Origin of the sequence: Microvirga antarctica (assembly GCF_017921815.1) — a bacterium.
GTDB lineage: Bacteria > Pseudomonadota > Alphaproteobacteria > Rhizobiales > Beijerinckiaceae > Microvirga > Microvirga antarctica.
The window spans coordinates 393,274-408,584 of sequence record NZ_JAGEMM010000002.1 but is presented as its reverse complement, the minus strand read 5'-3'; the positions used below and the strand labels follow the sequence as shown (position 1 = coordinate 408,584).

The 15,311-nt window shown below is 63.9% G+C and carries 15 protein-coding genes and 1 tRNA gene; 1 reads left to right on the top strand and 15 read right to left on the bottom strand.

Going from position 1 to position 15,311, the window contains the following annotated elements:
• Positions 1-80: 80 nt before the first annotated feature.
• Positions 81-371 carry a hypothetical protein gene (locus tag J4G32_RS09280; RefSeq protein ID WP_210486576.1) on the top strand — a complete coding sequence of 97 codons (291 nt, stop codon included), beginning with the start codon at positions 81-83 and terminating at the stop codon, positions 369-371.
• Between the two features lie 176 nt (positions 372-547).
• On the opposite strand, the gene J4G32_RS09275 is transcribed toward J4G32_RS09280, so the two are convergent.
• The 15 genes from J4G32_RS09275 to J4G32_RS09205 all read right to left on the bottom strand — a co-directional run bounded on the left by J4G32_RS09275 (position 548) and on the right by J4G32_RS09205 (position 15,307).
• Entirely contained in the window at positions 548-1,498 is a 951-nt protein-coding gene (locus tag J4G32_RS09275; protein ID WP_210486556.1) for a hypothetical protein, read from the bottom strand.
• Between the two features lie 177 nt (positions 1,499-1,675).
• Positions 1,676-1,749 (bottom strand) — tRNA-Gln (locus J4G32_RS09270).
• A 226-nt stretch (positions 1,750-1,975) separates the two neighbouring features.
• Entirely contained in the window at positions 1,976-3,361 is a 1,386-nt protein-coding gene (locus tag J4G32_RS09265) for an MFS transporter (RefSeq protein WP_343232621.1), read from the bottom strand.
• Positions 3,362-3,385: 24 nt separating this feature from the next.
• Positions 3,386-3,679, bottom strand: a complete 294-nt coding sequence (locus J4G32_RS09260) for a muconolactone Delta-isomerase (protein WP_210486536.1) — start codon at positions 3,677-3,679, stop codon at positions 3,386-3,388.
• 1 nt (position 3,680) lies between these two features.
• Positions 3,681-5,312 carry a phytoene desaturase family protein gene (locus J4G32_RS09255; protein WP_210486513.1) on the bottom strand — a complete coding sequence of 544 codons (1,632 nt, stop codon included), beginning with the start codon at positions 5,310-5,312 and terminating at the stop codon, positions 3,681-3,683.
• 99 nt (positions 5,313-5,411) lie between these two features.
• Entirely contained in the window at positions 5,412-6,389 is a 978-nt protein-coding gene (locus J4G32_RS09250; protein ID WP_210486477.1) for an ABC transporter substrate-binding protein, read from the bottom strand.
• A complete protein-coding gene (locus J4G32_RS09245; protein ID WP_210486448.1) occupies positions 6,386-7,192 on the bottom strand; it encodes an ABC transporter ATP-binding protein in 807 nt (268 codons plus the stop codon). Before J4G32_RS09245 ends, J4G32_RS09250 begins: the two co-directional genes overlap by 4 nt.
• A 20-nt stretch (positions 7,193-7,212) precedes the next feature.
• Entirely contained in the window at positions 7,213-8,031 is an 819-nt protein-coding gene (locus J4G32_RS09240) for an ABC transporter permease (protein WP_210486433.1), read from the bottom strand.
• 80 nt (positions 8,032-8,111) lie between these two features.
• Positions 8,112-9,140 carry a dipeptidase gene (locus J4G32_RS09235; RefSeq protein ID WP_210486414.1) on the bottom strand — a complete coding sequence of 343 codons (1,029 nt, stop codon included), beginning with the start codon at positions 9,138-9,140 and terminating at the stop codon, positions 8,112-8,114.
• A gap of 25 nt (positions 9,141-9,165) precedes the next feature.
• Positions 9,166-10,650 (bottom strand): aldehyde dehydrogenase family protein, encoded by a 1,485-nt coding sequence (locus J4G32_RS09230; RefSeq protein ID WP_210486386.1) that lies wholly within the window; start codon positions 10,648-10,650, stop codon positions 9,166-9,168.
• Positions 10,650-11,681 carry an ABC transporter ATP-binding protein gene (locus J4G32_RS09225; protein WP_210486351.1) on the bottom strand — a complete coding sequence of 344 codons (1,032 nt, stop codon included), beginning with the start codon at positions 11,679-11,681 and terminating at the stop codon, positions 10,650-10,652. The genes J4G32_RS09230 and J4G32_RS09225 overlap by 1 nt, the downstream gene beginning before the upstream one ends.
• Complete coding sequence (locus J4G32_RS09220) at positions 11,678-12,724, bottom strand: ABC transporter ATP-binding protein (protein ID WP_246504932.1); 1,047 nt, start codon at positions 12,722-12,724, stop codon at positions 11,678-11,680. The genes J4G32_RS09225 and J4G32_RS09220 overlap by 4 nt, the downstream gene beginning before the upstream one ends.
• Positions 12,721-13,665, bottom strand: coding sequence for an ABC transporter permease (locus tag J4G32_RS09215; protein WP_210486327.1), 945 nt, complete (start codon positions 13,663-13,665; stop codon positions 12,721-12,723). Before J4G32_RS09215 ends, J4G32_RS09220 begins: the two co-directional genes overlap by 4 nt.
• Before the next feature lie 6 nt (positions 13,666-13,671).
• Positions 13,672-14,556, bottom strand: coding sequence for an ABC transporter permease (locus tag J4G32_RS09210; protein ID WP_210486309.1), 885 nt, complete (start codon positions 14,554-14,556; stop codon positions 13,672-13,674).
• A gap of 28 nt (positions 14,557-14,584) precedes the next feature.
• Entirely contained in the window at positions 14,585-15,307 is a 723-nt protein-coding gene (locus tag J4G32_RS09205) for a maleate cis-trans isomerase family protein (protein ID WP_246504931.1), read from the bottom strand.
• Positions 15,308-15,311: the final 4 nt, after the last annotated feature.

Genomic DNA, 15,311 nt, shown 5'->3' with positions numbered 1-15,311 from the left:
TTTTCGCTTGTGTGTAGCGATTTAACTGATATTCGTTAACACACAGTAGCGATTTCAATACAAATTGCAAGGAACACGCCATGATCCCCCTTGGCAGTGAACGGGAGAGGTGCGCCGCGCTTGCGGACGCATACCAGGCTTTGAACGACCTTCGGACCGTTCGGGTCGAACTGTTGTTCGACCTGGACGGCAGGAAATTCGCCTTCATGGAGTCGGAGGGGCCGCCGCACTCTGACGAAGAATGCGCCGAGTTCGCTCGGATCAAGGGGCGCATCCGGACCGATCGCGCACTGAGGGAGGCCCTGCCGACCCTCCTGACCGATCACACCGCCGCCCCTTGGGCGCGGCAGGCGGAAGGGGCCTCGCGATGACGAGGGTCAATCACGGCCGGTTCCGGCGCCAGAAAATCCACGAGCCGGACGTCCCGGAAGAATTCCGCCAGGAACGCCCTCCGGGGCCCACCAAGGCGGAATTGAGGGCGTGGGCAGAGAAAGCCACCGCCGAGTACAGAAAGCCCGTCAGCAAGCTTCCTACGGCGTCCGCTGTGTCAGGGCGTCTTAAGCGGACCGATTCCTAGTAGTCGAACAATTCGATTCCAAAGCTTTTCGCGCAGATCGGCCGGGTCGGTCCAGAAGATGTGATTGTACTGCCGCGTGTCGAAATGAATTTCCTTCTCCATGCGCTCATGCGCCGTCCAGATCACGGGCACGTTCAGGCCAAGGGCAAAGCCTGCCTCGAAATAGACCCCGCCCCGCGGCTTATCTTTCTCCGACGTGAAGTCTGCTACCAGGAAACGCGACGTCCGAATCTGGGCGAGGATTTCGTCATCGATACGGTTCACATGCTCATGCTTGTCAATTCGAAAGGCTTCATAGCCCGCGTCTCCGATGGCCGGCTCGAGCCCATCCTGCCAGGCCGCACTCATTTCGCCGCCAAACCACATTGCAACAAAAGCGCGAGTGGAGCTTGAAATCTGCCGTTGCTCGCTTTCGCGGTATATGAAAGCCTCAGGCTGGACCCCAGCAAAAGCGACGCCGTTGGTGATCGATATAGAAATAAATCCTCTCTTTTGTAGGTAACTCAAGAAAAACATCAGCTCTTTTTCGTGCTCGCTGCCAATAATCGTCCCTGCTTCTACTGTGGTATCACTGCCCGGCTCGAAGGACACTGTTCGAGTGAGGGGTTTTGCTTTCGAAACCATGAGTTCCAGAAGGTCGTCGACGCGCCGTGAGAAGGACGGCATCGGCGAAAGCTCTGCCGCCAAATAATCACTCGTGACCTTGAGCGCGGCCCCCGCTTGGTTCGCCTCCCACATCTTGCGGCGTAGAAGGAGGAGCTTTTCCGCCGGCATCCCTCCTATTCCAGCGAGGGCAGATCCAGAGATCCAGAACCTGCCGCCAACGGCATCCGCAATCCCTGCGAAATTATCACCTTGCGAAGGTTCGAGACTGACCTTGCCCGGAAGCAGCTTCCTCAAATTTTCTGGAATCTCTGACATAAGATCGGTCCTTCTAGGCTCAATCCGTGTTGCATCCGTGTTGCATGGACCAAAATGCAACACATGCGAAACCCTTGTAAACTAAGGGAACGTGTTGCAACCATTTGCAACACGAAAGCCCCTAAATTGGACATTAAAAAAACCCGCTAAGTCACTGACTGAGCGGGCGAAATCGATTGGCTGGGGGACAAGGACTCGAACCTTGACTAGCGGAGTCAGAGTCCGCTGTTCTACCATTAAACTATCCCCCAACGAAGGTGTTGAATGAGCACGCATATTTCAGCGGACTCGCTCCCCGGGGGAGTCATCTTCAACCGTCGTGGTGGCGCTCAAATAGGGGCTTTTTGGATGGCGGTCAACCGATGTGTGGACCTCTTTCCGGGCAAAATACCGGCCGACTCGGCCATGCCGTCATAGCGGTCCCGCGGGCAATCCACGTCGGGACGCGACAGTGGCGCCGACCCCGCGAGAGTTGCCTTACCTTTGCGCCGCTTCGTCCGGCGTTGCAGGTCTCATGCGCAGCGAACTTGTGAGCGCGGCGACGAGGGCAAAGACGACCGCAAGCTGAAGGCATGCAGTGGCGGCGCTCTGGGGAAAGAGGGCGAACAAGGAGGCCACGAGAGCGGCACCGATGGTCTGGCCGATGAGCCGCGCCGCCGATTGCAGCGCGCTGGCGGCACCGCTTCGGTGGATGGGCGAGCCGGACACAATCGCCCGGCTGTTGGGCGCCTGGAACAACCCGAATCCGAGGCCGCACACGCCCATGCGCCACAGAATGTTCAGGACGGAGGGATCAGCAGGAAGCAGCACGAGGGATGCGATGCCGAGCGCCAGCAGGACCAGCCCGATCGTGCCGAGAATACCCGGCGGGAAGCGGTCGGACAGGCGGCCGGCCAAAGGTGAGACGAACGCGATGGCGAGCGGCCAGGGCGTCATCAGCACGCCAACCGCCACAAGACCGAATCCGAGCGCGCCATGAAAATAGAACGGCAAGGCGATGTAGCACAGGCTCTGAACGACGTAGGAGGCGAGCGCCGTTGCGGATGACAGGCCGACGAGACGGACCTTGAGAAGGTCGATGGGAATCACCGGGTGGGGCTTGGCCCTCTGGTCGCGATAGAGCCAGACCAGGAGCAGCAAGCTGAGAGCAAACAAGGAAGCGGGCGCGGTCCAGGTCTGACTGCGGCCGAAGCCGTCGATGGCGAGAACCAGCGTGCCGATGGCGACAGCGGTCAGCAGCGCGCCCGTGCCGTCGAAACGCCGTGACGAGAGCGGGTTGGTCGGCAGCGCCCAGGCGCCCACCGCAAGGGCCGCGATTCCCAACGGCAGATTGACGGCAAACAGCCAGGGCCAGGCGGCGACGGAAAGAAGCGCTGCGGCGACTGACGGACCGGCGGTGGCGGAGAGAGCCACGATCAGCGTGTTGTAGCCGATGCCGCGGCCAAGGGATTGTTTGGGGTAGATGAACCGGATCAGCGCGATGTTGACGCACATGATGCCGGACGCGCCAAGCCCCTGCAGGATTCGCGCAGTAATCAGCGCGGGCGCACTTGCGGCCATCGCGCAGGCTGCCGACGCGATGGTGAACAGGATCAGGCCGCCGCAATAGACCCGGCGATAGCCGATCTTTTCCCCGAGTGCCGACAAGGGAAAAAGCGAGAGCGCGATGGTCAGTTGATACGCGCTGACAACCCACACGACCACGGACGGGCTGACTGCAAGATCGCGCGCGATGGTGGGCAGCGCCAGGTTGATCAGGGTCCCGTCCATCACCGCCATGGTGACGGCGATGGCAACGGCCGTCATCGCCCAGTAGCGGCGCGGTGCCGGCAAGCCGTCGCTGTGCGTTGCGCTCGCCGTCACCGCTCGATCCTCCGCGCTTCGGTCTTACGCTGCGTCCCGCATCGGATCGACCGGGTGGCGCGCCAGCGGATGAACGACGATGTCGTGCATCCACGGATTGGCGGGCAGGCCCGTGATGGTCTCGTGCAGCTCGGTGGCATCCTTGGCCCGCCAGATGCCCCAATTCTCGAAACGGCAGGGGACCCGCCACATGCGGACCAGGCGGCCTTCCTTGATGAGCTCGGCAGCATGCGCGCGCTCCTCGTGGATGATGCGCTCCTTAAGCTCCGGGTCCATGTTTTCCGACCAGCGCAGTTTGATATTGACGAGGAATTCCATTTTATTCTCCTGAGGTGCCCGCGCGCGTCTGGCCCGCGAGATCGTTGATGACGGCATTGCTTGCGTTGAAGCCCGGAATGCCAGTGACGTACCCGCCCGGCCACGTTCCCGCGCCCGACAGATAGAAACCCTTGAGCGGCGTGCGGTAATCGTGAGCCGCCCGGTGCGGTCGTGCGCCGAACAGGGCGCCCGGCAGCATGTCGCCGTGGGTAATGTTGGCGTGGACGAGGCCAAGCTCATCCTGCAACGTGACAGGGTCGACGAAGCGATGATCGACGATGCAATCCTTGAGGTCGGGCATGAACTGCGTCAGCGTGTCGATGCAACGCTGGCCGAAAACGTCCCGCTCTGTGCTCCAATCGCCCTCCCGCAGGTCATAGGGTGCGTGCCACACATTGACGCTGAGCAGATGGTGGCCTTCCGGAGCGAGGCCCGGCGACGTCACGGACGGGATCAACCCCCACATGATCGGTTCGCGGGACGATCGCCCGCCAAGACCGTCAGCAACCGCCTTTTCGATGTAGTCGACGGACGGCGCGATGCGGAACTGCACCGCCGCCGCCTGCTCGGACGACACGTCGGCCGGCAGGCCGGCATAATGGGGCAGACCGTCGAGGGCGAGGACGAGCTTGAATGCGGAACCGCGCATGGGCACCGCCGCCACCTCGTGGCGGATGTCGGCGCCCACCGCTTCGTCGTCCAGAAGGTCGGCAAACAACGTGCGAGGATTGATCGCCGAGACGACAACCGGTGCGGTATACTCGTCGCCGCCCGCGAGCGCGACGCCGGTCACGCGGCCGTCGCGATGAAGGACCTGCGCGACCCTCGCGCCGGTCGCGATGTGAACGCCATGGTGCCGGCAGCAGGCTTCGAGCGCGTCGATGATGGCGCCCATTCCGCCAAGGGGCAGGCCGGTCGACCCACGCAGGGCGGCGCGGCGGGGATCGTCCTGGTCGAGCGCTGGCGAGGAGGCCAGCGACAAGGGGCGCATCATCAGACCGACCGCTGTTCCCGGCGCCGAGGGCGGCGTGAAAGTCGCGTTGAGCGCAACCATGCCCAGCAGCGCCTTGGCCTCTTCCGAGCGCAGCTCCTCGTCGAGGATCTGCCGCAGGCTGCCGAAGAACACCCGGTTGAACAGGCTCTCCTGTTCGCGCGGGAGATGGCGCGCGATGGTTGCGAGGTCCGGCGAGGGCGCGAACAGCGAGGTACCAAGGTGCTGCCCGAGGGTCTCGAGCTTGGACAGGAACGCAAAATAGCGGGCCGCCTCGCCTGCTGCGAAATGATCGAGCTGTGCCGCGATCCGGTCACGGTCGCGCCAGCCGATAAACGTCTTGCTGGGGAAGGGATGAACGACGGTCGGATCGGTCCGCACGAAGGTGAGCCCGAAGGAGGCAAGGTCGAGTTCCTGAATGAAACGCGGCTCGAAGCTGCCGGGCGAGTTGGTAAAGGCAGTGCGGTAGCCCGGCATGAATTCATAGGTCCCGCAGGGCCCCCCGAGGGTCTCGCGCGATTCCAGAACCGCCACCTTCAGGCCCGCACGGCCCAGATAGGCTGCGGCAATCAGGCCGTTATGTCCGCCGCCCACAATAATGGCGTCGAACCGATGACCGGTGTCTTTCGAGGTCTCGAGCATCCTGGAATCCTGTCATGCGTCCGCGGCGCCCGCGCCGTGATGCGCGAGCTTTTGCGGTCATCGAAAAATGAAGGCCGTGAGCGGCGCGCGAAGCGACCGTTAGGGGGCCAGAAAGGCGTTGGAGAAATAGCTCGCCGAGTCCTTGCGCCCCGTCATCCCGCCATATTGCTCCAGCGTCTTGTTCATCGAGTCCCAATCCCCGGCAGACATCACGCCGGTCGGCTTGCCCTCGGTGCCAGCGGTGTGGAGGGACGCCTCATAGGATTCCAGCGCGCTCTTGTGAAAGCTTGCCGGCTGCGTGTTGCCGGTCAGCTTGATGAAGAGCTGAACCGCCTCGTCCTTGTTGGCGAAGGTATAGTCGAGCCCTTTGCGCGTGGCGGCGAGAAAGCGCCGGACGACGTCGGGATTGTCTTTCAGGAACGTGTTGTTGACGATGATGCCGAAGCTGAGGTTGGTGACGCCCCAATCCGCATAGCGCAGGATCGACACGGTCTTGCCCTGCGCGATGAGCTGCGGCGCGTAGTAGTAGTCGTCGCCGCTGATGCAATCGAGCTGACCCGATGAGATGGCGGCGAACTTGGCGTCACCCGGCATGTTCACCAGCGAGATGTCCTTCACGTCCAGGCCATTGGCGCGCAGGAACGCTGGCAGGACCTGACCGTCGGAGCCGGTCGGCGTGGAGCCGACGCGTTTGCCCTTGACGTCAGCGGGCTTCTTGACGGTGTCGCCAAGACAGATCAGCGAGATCGGGCCCTTCTGCCAAAATCCTGCGACCGCCGTGATGGGCACGCCAGCGGAAATGGACTGCGCCGCCGTCGACAGGCTGGCATGGCCGATGGGATCGCGATTCTCGCCGACCACGAGCGTGGTGGTCTTGGACCCCTGCCCCTGCAGGATATCGACCTCCAGGCCGGCGTCCTTGTAGAATCCCTTCTCCTTGGCGACGAGCATCGGTGTCTGTCCGGGCCACCAGCTCCAGTCGAGCCTCACGCTCACCTTGTCGGCGGCATAGGCGGCGCTCGCGCTCAGGAGCGAGAGCGCAACCGCGCCGGCCATTATCCGAAACGTCGTCTTCATAGTGCCATCTCCGCATCCTGGGGGGTCGATTGGTCGTCCTCGTCGTCACGGATCACGCCCATGCGCTGGAAATGGCGCAGGATCTCGTTGACGATCGCATTGAAGGCTGGGGTGCCGCGGACGGAGAGCCGCCGCGGCCGCGGAAGGTCGACGTCGATGACCGCCTCGACGCGTCCCGGCCGCGGCGCCATCACCACGATCCGGTCGGCGAGGAAGACCGCCTCCTGAACGCTGTGCGTGACGAACAGAACGGTGGGACGGGATCGCAGCCACAGCTTCTGGAGATCGACCATCATCTGGTCGCGCGTGAGCGCATCCAGAGCCCCGAACGGCTCGTCCATCAACAGCAGGGCCGGGTCATGCACGAGGGCGCGACACACGCTCACGCGCTGGCTCATGCCGCCGGAGAGCTGATGGGGATAGGCCCCCTCGAAACCGTCGAGCCCCGCCGCGCCGAGCAGGTCGCGGGCGCGCTTGAGATAGAGATCCCGCGGGAGCTTTCGGGCCTCCGCCTGAATCATCACGTTGTCGAGAACGGTCCGCCAGTCGAGCAGGACCGGGCTTTGAAACACAATTCCGACATCCGTTTCCGGCTTGTCGACAACCCGGGTTCCGATCGACACGCGGCCCTTGGTGGCACTGTCGAGTCCAGCCACGATCCGCAGCAACGTGCTCTTGCCGCATCCGCTGGGACCCACGATGGAGACGAACTCTCCCTCGGCGACCGTCAGGCTTGTGGGCGAGAGAGCCTCCATGCCGTTATAGGACTTGGTCGCCTGCTCGATCCGGATCGGCTGTCCCATGCTTCTGGTCCCTCGCATCGTCAATGCCCCGCATCCTGCCGAACCGAGCTGTGCCATGGCATCAGGCGGCCCTCGGCCCATTGCACGATGGCAAAACTCGTGACCCCGATAAGGATCAGGAAGATCAGCGCGGCAAACATCAAGGCTGTCTGCAACTGCCCGCTGGCGAGCAGGATGAGATAGCCGAGGCCGCGATCAGCGCCCACGAATTCACCCACCACCGCGCCCACCACCGCGAGGGTGATGCAGACTTTAAGGCCGCCGAAAATGCTCGGCAGCGCGTAGGGAAAGTAGATCTTGCGGAACATCTCCCCGGCGGACAGGCCCATGGAGCGACCCAGATACGTCATGTCCTTGGGCACGCTCTTCAGGCCCACCACCGCGCTGATGACGACGGGGAAAAACGCCACGAGCACGCCGATCATCACCTTTGTGCTCAATCCGAAGCCGAGCCAGACCAGGATGAGAGGCGCTAGCGCCACCTTGGGCACGGCCTGGCTGATCACCAGGACGGGATAGATCGTCTCCTCGAACCACTTGTAGCGCGCGATCATGAAGGCGAGCGGCATGGCGACGACGATGCTGAACACAAATGCCAGCGTCGTCTCGAAGGCCGTGATCCCCGTGTGATAGATCAGCGCCGGAAATTCACTGACGATGACGTTCGCAACCGCAATGGGAGACGGCAGCAGATAGGGTGCTGGTTTGAACAGCACGACGCCGAGATGCCAGGCGATGAGAAGCACCGCCAGCGACAGGAAGGGATAGAACGCCTTCATCTTTCGCCACGACGGCGTCGGCGCTGCCGAAACGGATAATGTCGCGTCCGCTTGTCCCATTCGTCTCTCCGATCGTGATTGTCAGGCCCTGCGCCGATCATTCAACGGCGCAGGGCTCGCATGCAAGCGCGTCCGGTGCCTTAAGCGGCGCTGGCCTCGGCCTGCACCTGCTGCGGCGCAAAGCTCTCGTCGAAGAGGCGCAGCCAGTTGCCGCCGGCGATCTTGGCAATCTCATCTTCCGAGAAGCCACGTTTGGCCATTCCTTCGAGGATCTTGGGAAAATCGACCGATGACTGGAACCAGGACGGCCAGGCCGAGAATCCCTTGATTGGGATGGCGCTCTCGCGTGACCAGCGACCGGCGCGCCACCACTTGATCTCGCTCTCGGGCCAGCCGTCGTAGTAGTCGGTTCCCAATCCCACGGCGTCGACGCCCACGAGATCCACGGTCCAGGCCGTCATGTCGAGGAAGGTGTCGAGGGTGCAGTTCGAGCCATCGCGCATGATCTTCGGATACATGCTGAGCCCGATCACCCCGCCACGTTCCGCCAGCCGCTTGATCAGCGGCGTCGACTTGTTGCGACGGTTGAGCTCGATGTCGGTGCCGACGAATTCAGACGGGTTGGCGTGGGTAACGGCGATCGGTCGCGAGGAGTACTCGATCGCGTCGAAGCAGCTGCGCTCGGTGCAGTGCGACACGTCGACCAGCATCCCGAGCCGGTTCATCTCGTTGATCACATTGCGGCCGAAGAATTTCGACACGCCGTTCTCGTCGGGCTCCCAGCAGCCGGATGCAACACGGTTCTGCACGTTGTAGGTGAGCTGCGCGATGCGCACGCCGAGCTGGTAGAAGATCTCGACCAGCTCGATATCGTCCTCGAACGGCGAGGTATCCTGAAAGCCGTAGACGATGGCGGTGCGACCGGACGCGGCGATGCGCTGGATGTCCTCGCCGCTGGTGGCAAGCGCCACGAGATCCGCATTGTGCTCGAGCAGCCGGTTCCACTCGCCGATCACCGCGAGCGTCTCGCGTGCGTTCTCCCAGATGGCGAGTGTGACGTGGACGCATCCGACGCCCCCATCGCGCCATTCCTTGAAGCGGGCGCGCTCCGGCTTGTTGTATTGCAAGGCATCGATCAGGAGAGGCTTGCGGGCGAGTGAAGTGGTCATGTCGGCTCCTTTCGTCTTTTGGATGTCATTGGGCAAAGGGATCGCTCGCGGGTCCGTATTCCGTGACGATGGCTTTGACCTGTGAGAATTCGTCGAGGGCCTCGAGGCCGTTTTCACGCCCGATCCCCGATTGCTTGTAGCCCCCGAACGGGACGCGCAGATTGATCGCCCGATAAGTGTTGATCCACACCGTGCCGGCCTGCAGGCGCCGCGATACGCGACGGGCACGGGCGAGGTCCTTGGTCCAGAACCCTGCCGCCAGACCGTATTCGACGCCGTTGGCGATCGCGATCGCCTCGTCCTCGGTCGCAAAACTCTGGACCGTCACGACGGGGCCGAAAATCTCCTCGCGGCAGACGCGCATATCGCTGGTGACGTCGACCAGCACCGTCGGCGCGACCCAGAATCCGCCCGCAAGCGCGTCATCGACGACAGGTGCCGCACCGCCCAGAACAGCCCGCGCCCCATTGGCGACGGCCTCCGCCACAAAGCCGTTCACGCGCTCGAACTGGCGGCGCGAGGCGACGGGGCCGATATGGCTTGACGGTGACGACGGCACGCCCAGCCGGATGCGCTTTGCGGACGCGATGTAGCGTTCGAGAAAGGTGTCGTAGAGCGATTGATGGACGAGCACGCGGGAGCCGGCGACGCAGGTCTGGCCCGCGGCCGAGAAGGCTCCTTGCGTCGCGGCGATGACGGCAGCATCCAGATCCGCGTCCTCGAAAATGATGTGCGCGGATTTACCGCCCGCCTCGCAGACAAAGCGCTTCATGCCGGCGGCGATCTTGGCGCCGAGCAGGCGCGCGGTTGCCGTGCTGCCGGTAAAGCTCACCATGGCGACGTCCGGATGGGTCGCCAATTGTTCGCTCAGTGGCGCATCCGCGATGACGACGTTCACGAGGCCTTTTGGGAAGCCCGCTTCGATTGCAAGTTCGGCAAGGCGGATCGAGGAGCCGGGAGCCTCCGCGGGAGGCTTCAGGATCACCGCGTTGCCCATGGCGAGCGCGGGGGCGAGCTTCCAGGAGCCGAGAGAGAGCGCGCCGTTGAAGGGCGTGATGGCCACCACCACACCCAGAGCCTCGCGGATGATCTCCGCCTCGGCTGTGCGTGAGATCGTGCGATGGAGGCCCTGATGGGTCTCGAGCGCACTGGCGTAATAATGATACCATTGCGCCGTGGCGCGCATTTCTGCGGCGGTGGCCGCGTGGCTTTTGCCGTTGGCGAGGCTTTCGAGTTCGCCGAGTGCAGGCGCATTGGCGGCGATCAGATCACCCAGCCGGCGCAGGAGGGCGGCGCGCTCGGCCGGCGCCAGGACCGACCAGGGTTCGCTATCGAAGGCAGCCGACGCGCTGGCGATCGCAAGCGGCACCGCGCTCGGATTGATGCAGGACTGTGCCCAGACAGCGCCGGTCGCAGGGTCGACGAGGTCCAGCCTGTCGCCGGCTGGCGGCAGGGCGGCACCGTCAACATACGACGTGAAGGCGGGTGCGCGGGAGGTGGAAGAGGTCATCAGGACAAGGCTCCATGGCTTGCGCGCGACAAGGCTTCGCGCACCAGCGGTTCATCCATGCGGTGGCATGCCGCGACGTGGCGGCTGTCATGCGAACCGATGGGGCGAAGGACAGGACGTTCGATCTGGCAGCGGGAGATCGCAAAGGCGCAGGAGCGCTGGAAGCGGCAGCCCGGGAGCGGCGCGGACGGATCCGGCGGCTCGGAGCGGACTTCCAGGCGCGCCCGGGCGCGCTCGATCCTGGGATCGGGCACCGGAACCGCCGACAGCAGAGCCGAGGTATAGGGATGCAAGGGCTGCGCGAAAAGACTGTCGCGCGGCCCCATCTCCATGATCTGCCCGCCGTAGAGCACTACGATGCTGTGGGACACATGCCGGACGATGCTGAGATCGTGGGTGATGAAGAGGTAGGTCAGATTACGCTGGCGCTGAAGGTCCTGCAGCAGATTGACGATCTGACCCTGGATGCTCACATCGAGCGCCGACACGACCTCGTCGAGCACGATGAATTTCGGCTCAATGGCGAGCGCTCGCGCAATCGCCACGCGCTGCCGCTGGCCGCCGGAGAGCGCATGCGGATGCCGCTCGGCGGTTTCACGCCGAAGCCCCACATCGTCGAGCAGCTTGGCGACCCGGGCGCCGATCTCGGCTGGCGGCACAAGGCGATGCACGTGAAGAACCTCGCCCAGCGTCTCGCCGATGGTCATGCGGGGATTGAGGCTGGCATAGGGGTCCTGGAAGACGAGCTGGCTGATCCGCGGCAGCGCGCCGCGATCGCGCTTGAGCGCTGCCAGATCCTGGCCGAAGCACTCCACCGTGCCGCCGCTGAGGTGCGACAGGCCGAGAAGGCCGCGGCCCGTCGTGCTTTTGCCGCTGCCGCTTTCACCCACCAGACCGACGGTTTCACCCTCGTTGATATCGAACGAAATGGAATCGACCGCCCTCACCTCACCGACGACGCGCCGCAGCACGCCTTTGCGAATGGGGAAGCGGATCGAGACGTCCTTCAACCTGATTGCCGGAGTGCTCATCGCGCCGCCTCCCCTGCTCGCCGGGCAGGCGCGGTTACGAACGGATCGACAAAACAGCGCACCGGGTGTTCCCCGCCGGCGATGCCGTCCACCAGTTGCGGCAGGTCTTGGTGGCAGACGTCGCGCACATAGGAACAGCGTGGGTGGAAGGCGCAGCCGGACACGGGCGAGCGCGGATCGGGCGGCAGACCGGGGATCGGGCTCAGACGGTCGGAGACCTGGCCCTCAATCCGGGCGGTCGAGTCGAGCAGCGCCTTGGTATAGGGGTGGCGCGGCGAGGCGAACAGGTCCTCGGTCGTGGCGGTCTCGACGACGCGCCCGGCATACATCACCGCAACCCGATCGGTGACCCCGGCCACCACGCCGAGATCATGCGTGATGAGAATGAGCGCCATGCCGAGATCGCGGCGCAAGCGATCGATGAGCTGCAGGATCTGGGCCTGCGTCGTCACGTCGAGTGCGGTGGTCGGCTCGTCGGCGATGAGAACCTTCGGGTTCGCGCTGATCGCCATGGCAATGAGCGCGCGCTGGCGCATGCCCCCGGACAATTCGTGCGGATAGGAGCCGAGCCGCGAGGTCGCACCGGGGATGCCGACGAGATCGAGCAGTTCGGCGCAGCGCTTGCGGGCCTGCGCACCGGAAACCCCATCGTAGTGGATGAGCGGCTCGGCCATCTGGGTGCCAATGGTCATGGCCGGGTTCAGCGCCGTCAGCGCATCCTGCGAGATGAGCGCCAGACCGTGGCCCCGGATGCCGCGAACATCGCGCGCCGAGAGGGCAAGGACGTCGCGTCCATCGAAGCGCACCGCGCCGCCGCTTACCCGGCCGCCGCGCGGCAACAGTCGCAGCACCGCCAGCATCGTCTGGCTCTTGCCGCAGCCGGATTCGCCAACAATTCCCAACGCCTCGCCGGGCGACACAGCGAGCGACACGTCGTGAACGACCTGCACCTTGCGCGCATCGTTGCCATAGGCGACGCCAAGATGGCTGACCTCGAGGATCGGCGCGGCGGGAGATGGGGCGGCGTTGGAATGCATCGTCATGCCAACTTAATTTTCGGGTTGAAATAGGCGTAGAGAATGTCGACCACGAAGTTGATCAGCACGAAGGCGATCGCCAGGACGAGGATGCCGCCCTGGATCAGCGGAATATCGCGGGTCGAGATGGCCTGGTACATGGCAAGCCCGATGCCCGGCCACGAGAAGACGGTCTCGGTCAGCACCGCACCGCTGAGCAGGAAGCCCATCTGCATGCCGATGACCGTGATGACGGTTGGCATGGCATTCGGCAGGGCATGGCGCAGCACGATCCGCGCCTCACTCACGCCGCGGCTGCGCGCCGTGCGAATGTAGTCGCTGTTGATCACATCGAGGATCGCCGATCGGGTCATGCGGGCGATGACCGCCAATGACCAGGCGGCAAGCGTAAATGTCGGCAGCACCATGTGGGCTGCAAGGCCCGCAAGGCTGCCGGTCGCATCGTCCATGCCGCCCACGGGCAGCAGGCGCAGATGCAATCCGAAGATCAGGATCAGCACCAGACCGAGCCAGAACGACGGCATGCTGTTGAAGAACAGGACGACGACCGACAAACCCTGGTCGCGGATCGATCCCGGCTTCAGCGCCGCCCAGGTTCCGGCGGCCACGCCGACGATCGACGCGAGGATGATGGCCGCAATCGCCAGCAGCGAGGTGTTGAAGAGACGCGAAACGAGCACTTGCGTGACCGGCTCCGCGAAGGTGAAGGACTGGCCGAGATCGCCCTGCAGGAGGTTTTTCAGGTAGATTCCGTATTGGATATAGACGGGCTCGCTGAGACCCAGTGCCGTGCGCAGTTCCTGGCGGGTCTCTTCGGACGCGGTGCTGCCGAGCAGCACGTCGGCGGGGTCGCCTGGAATGATCTGCGCCAGCAGAAAGGTCGCGATCGTCACGCCGATGATCACGGGGATGATCTGCAGTGCGCGGTTGAGGATGAAGGAGAGCATGGCCTGTCAGCTCCGCTCTTTGGTGAAGCGCGGGTCCATCATGTCGCGCGCGCCGTCGCCGATGAGGTTGAAGCCAATCGCCAGAAGGACGATGGCAAGGCCGGGGATTGTTGCCACATGCGCTGCTGTTGCGATGGCCGTGCGGCCGCTTGCGAGCATCTGCCCCCATTCCGGCGTCGGCGGCTGCGGGCCAAGCCCCAGAAAGCTCAGGCTTGCCGAGAGAATGACGTTGCGGCCCGTCTGCAGCGTGCCGTACACGACGGCCGGCCCCAGAACGTTGGGCAGGATGTGGCGCAGCGCGATGCGGGCATGGCTGTAACCCAGCGTCCGCGCCGCCTCCACATAGAGTTCTTCCTTGATGCCGAGGACGACGCCGCGCACGATGCGGCCGAAGGCGGGGATCGTGACGACCACCATCGCGATGATCATCGATGTGAGTCCAGGGCCGAGCGCCGCGCTGATCCCGAGCGCCAGCAGAATGCCGGGAAACGCGAACATGATGTCGAACACACGCATGATCACGGTATCCCCGATCCCGCCCGCATAGCCGGCAAGAAGGCCGATCGCACCCCCGATCACGAGCGCGATCAGAGTGGGGAGAATGGCGACCAGCAGGGCGAACCGTGCGCCGTAGATCAGGCGGCTGAGAATATCGCGGCCGATCTCGTCGGTGCCGAGAATGTGCCAGCCTGAGAAAGGTCGCTGATAGCGTGCCAGCGGGTCCACATGGAGCGGGTCGAAGGGAGCGATCCAGTGAGCGAAGACGGCAGCAAAAATGATGATGGCGACGATGATCAATCCGATCACCAGCGAGCCGTTGGAGAGAACGCGACGAAGCACGCTCTCCTTCTGTTCGCTCGCTGCAGGAATGGATTGGGTCATCGTCGCCATCGTCATGTTACTCCTGTGGCTCAGCCGCTCAGGCGACGGTCCAGAGCTTGCCGAGGTTCGGGATCTGGTCCGGCAAACCGACGGCGCGCAGCGCCCGCCAGAGAGTTGCCTGGTTGCTCGAAATCACGGGAACGCCGGTATCCATCTCGAGATAAGGCAGGATCTCGAAGGTCCGGTAGGTGCCGCAGGAAATGAGGATCGCGTCGGCCGTCCCGGCTTCCTTGAGGGCCGCCTTGCCGAGCCGATAGGCGCTGTCGGCGTCATGGACGCTCGCATCGAACGGATCGGTGATCTGCAGGCCGATCATCGACTTGATGGTGAAGCCGTAGGACTCCATGTAGCTCGCCATCTTCCGGTTGACCTCGTCGGAATAGACCGTGCCGACCGCGATGGTTTTTGCGCCGAGCGCCTTGAGGCCCTCCATCTGGGCGCCCATCATGGTGATGGCCGGAATCCCGGTCTCTTTTTCGATGTCGGCGCAGACCGTCTCGTCATGGCCGGGGCCACGCAGGAAGGTTCCGGGCGCGCCGCATTGCACGATGAGATCGACCCGGGCGGTGGCAAGCTGACGGGCGGCCTCCATGACTTGGCCCATCATGACCTTCAGGCCCTCTTCGTCCACACGCGGCACGATCGTGCGTGCATCCGCGAAGGCGACGCCGACGGGGGCGACGGTGCGCCATTCCTCAGCGCCTTCGATGGCAGTGGCAGGCCTCATTTGGCCGATGCGCGCGCGCCAACCTAACATCATGTGA

Bases quoted from the DNA above. Each gene is read 5' to 3' on its own strand.
- J4G32_RS09240 (WP_210486433.1), bottom strand. From the start codon at position 8,031: ATGGGACAAGCGGACGCGACATTATCCGTTTCGGCAGCGCCGACGCCG.
- J4G32_RS09275 (WP_210486556.1), bottom strand. From the start codon at position 1,498: ATGTCAGAGATTCCAGAAAATTTGAGGAAGCTGCTTCCGGGCAAGGTC.
- J4G32_RS09225 (WP_210486351.1), bottom strand. From the start codon at position 11,681: ATGAGCACTCCGGCAATCAGGTTGAAGGACGTCTCGATCCGCTTCCCC.
- J4G32_RS09280 (WP_210486576.1), top strand. From the start codon at position 81: ATGATCCCCCTTGGCAGTGAACGGGAGAGGTGCGCCGCGCTTGCGGAC.
- J4G32_RS09215 (WP_210486327.1), bottom strand. From the start codon at position 13,665: ATGCTCTCCTTCATCCTCAACCGCGCACTGCAGATCATCCCCGTGATC.
- J4G32_RS09235 (WP_210486414.1), bottom strand. From the start codon at position 9,140: ATGACCACTTCACTCGCCCGCAAGCCTCTCCTGATCGATGCCTTGCAA.
- J4G32_RS09210 (WP_210486309.1), bottom strand. From the start codon at position 14,556: ATGGCGACGATGACCCAATCCATTCCTGCAGCGAGCGAACAGAAGGAG.
- J4G32_RS09205 (WP_246504931.1), bottom strand. From the start codon at position 15,307: ATGATGTTAGGTTGGCGCGCGCGCATCGGCCAAATGAGGCCTGCCACT.
- J4G32_RS09220 (WP_246504932.1), bottom strand. From the start codon at position 12,724: ATGACGATGCATTCCAACGCCGCCCCATCTCCCGCCGCGCCGATCCTC.
- J4G32_RS09230 (WP_210486386.1), bottom strand. From the start codon at position 10,650: ATGACCTCTTCCACCTCCCGCGCACCCGCCTTCACGTCGTATGTTGAC.
- J4G32_RS09255 (WP_210486513.1), bottom strand. From the start codon at position 5,312: ATGCTCGAGACCTCGAAAGACACCGGTCATCGGTTCGACGCCATTATT.
- J4G32_RS09250 (WP_210486477.1), bottom strand. From the start codon at position 6,389: ATGAAGACGACGTTTCGGATAATGGCCGGCGCGGTTGCGCTCTCGCTC.
- J4G32_RS09260 (WP_210486536.1), bottom strand. From the start codon at position 3,679: ATGGAATTCCTCGTCAATATCAAACTGCGCTGGTCGGAAAACATGGAC.
- J4G32_RS09245 (WP_210486448.1), bottom strand. From the start codon at position 7,192: ATGGGACAGCCGATCCGGATCGAGCAGGCGACCAAGTCCTATAACGGC.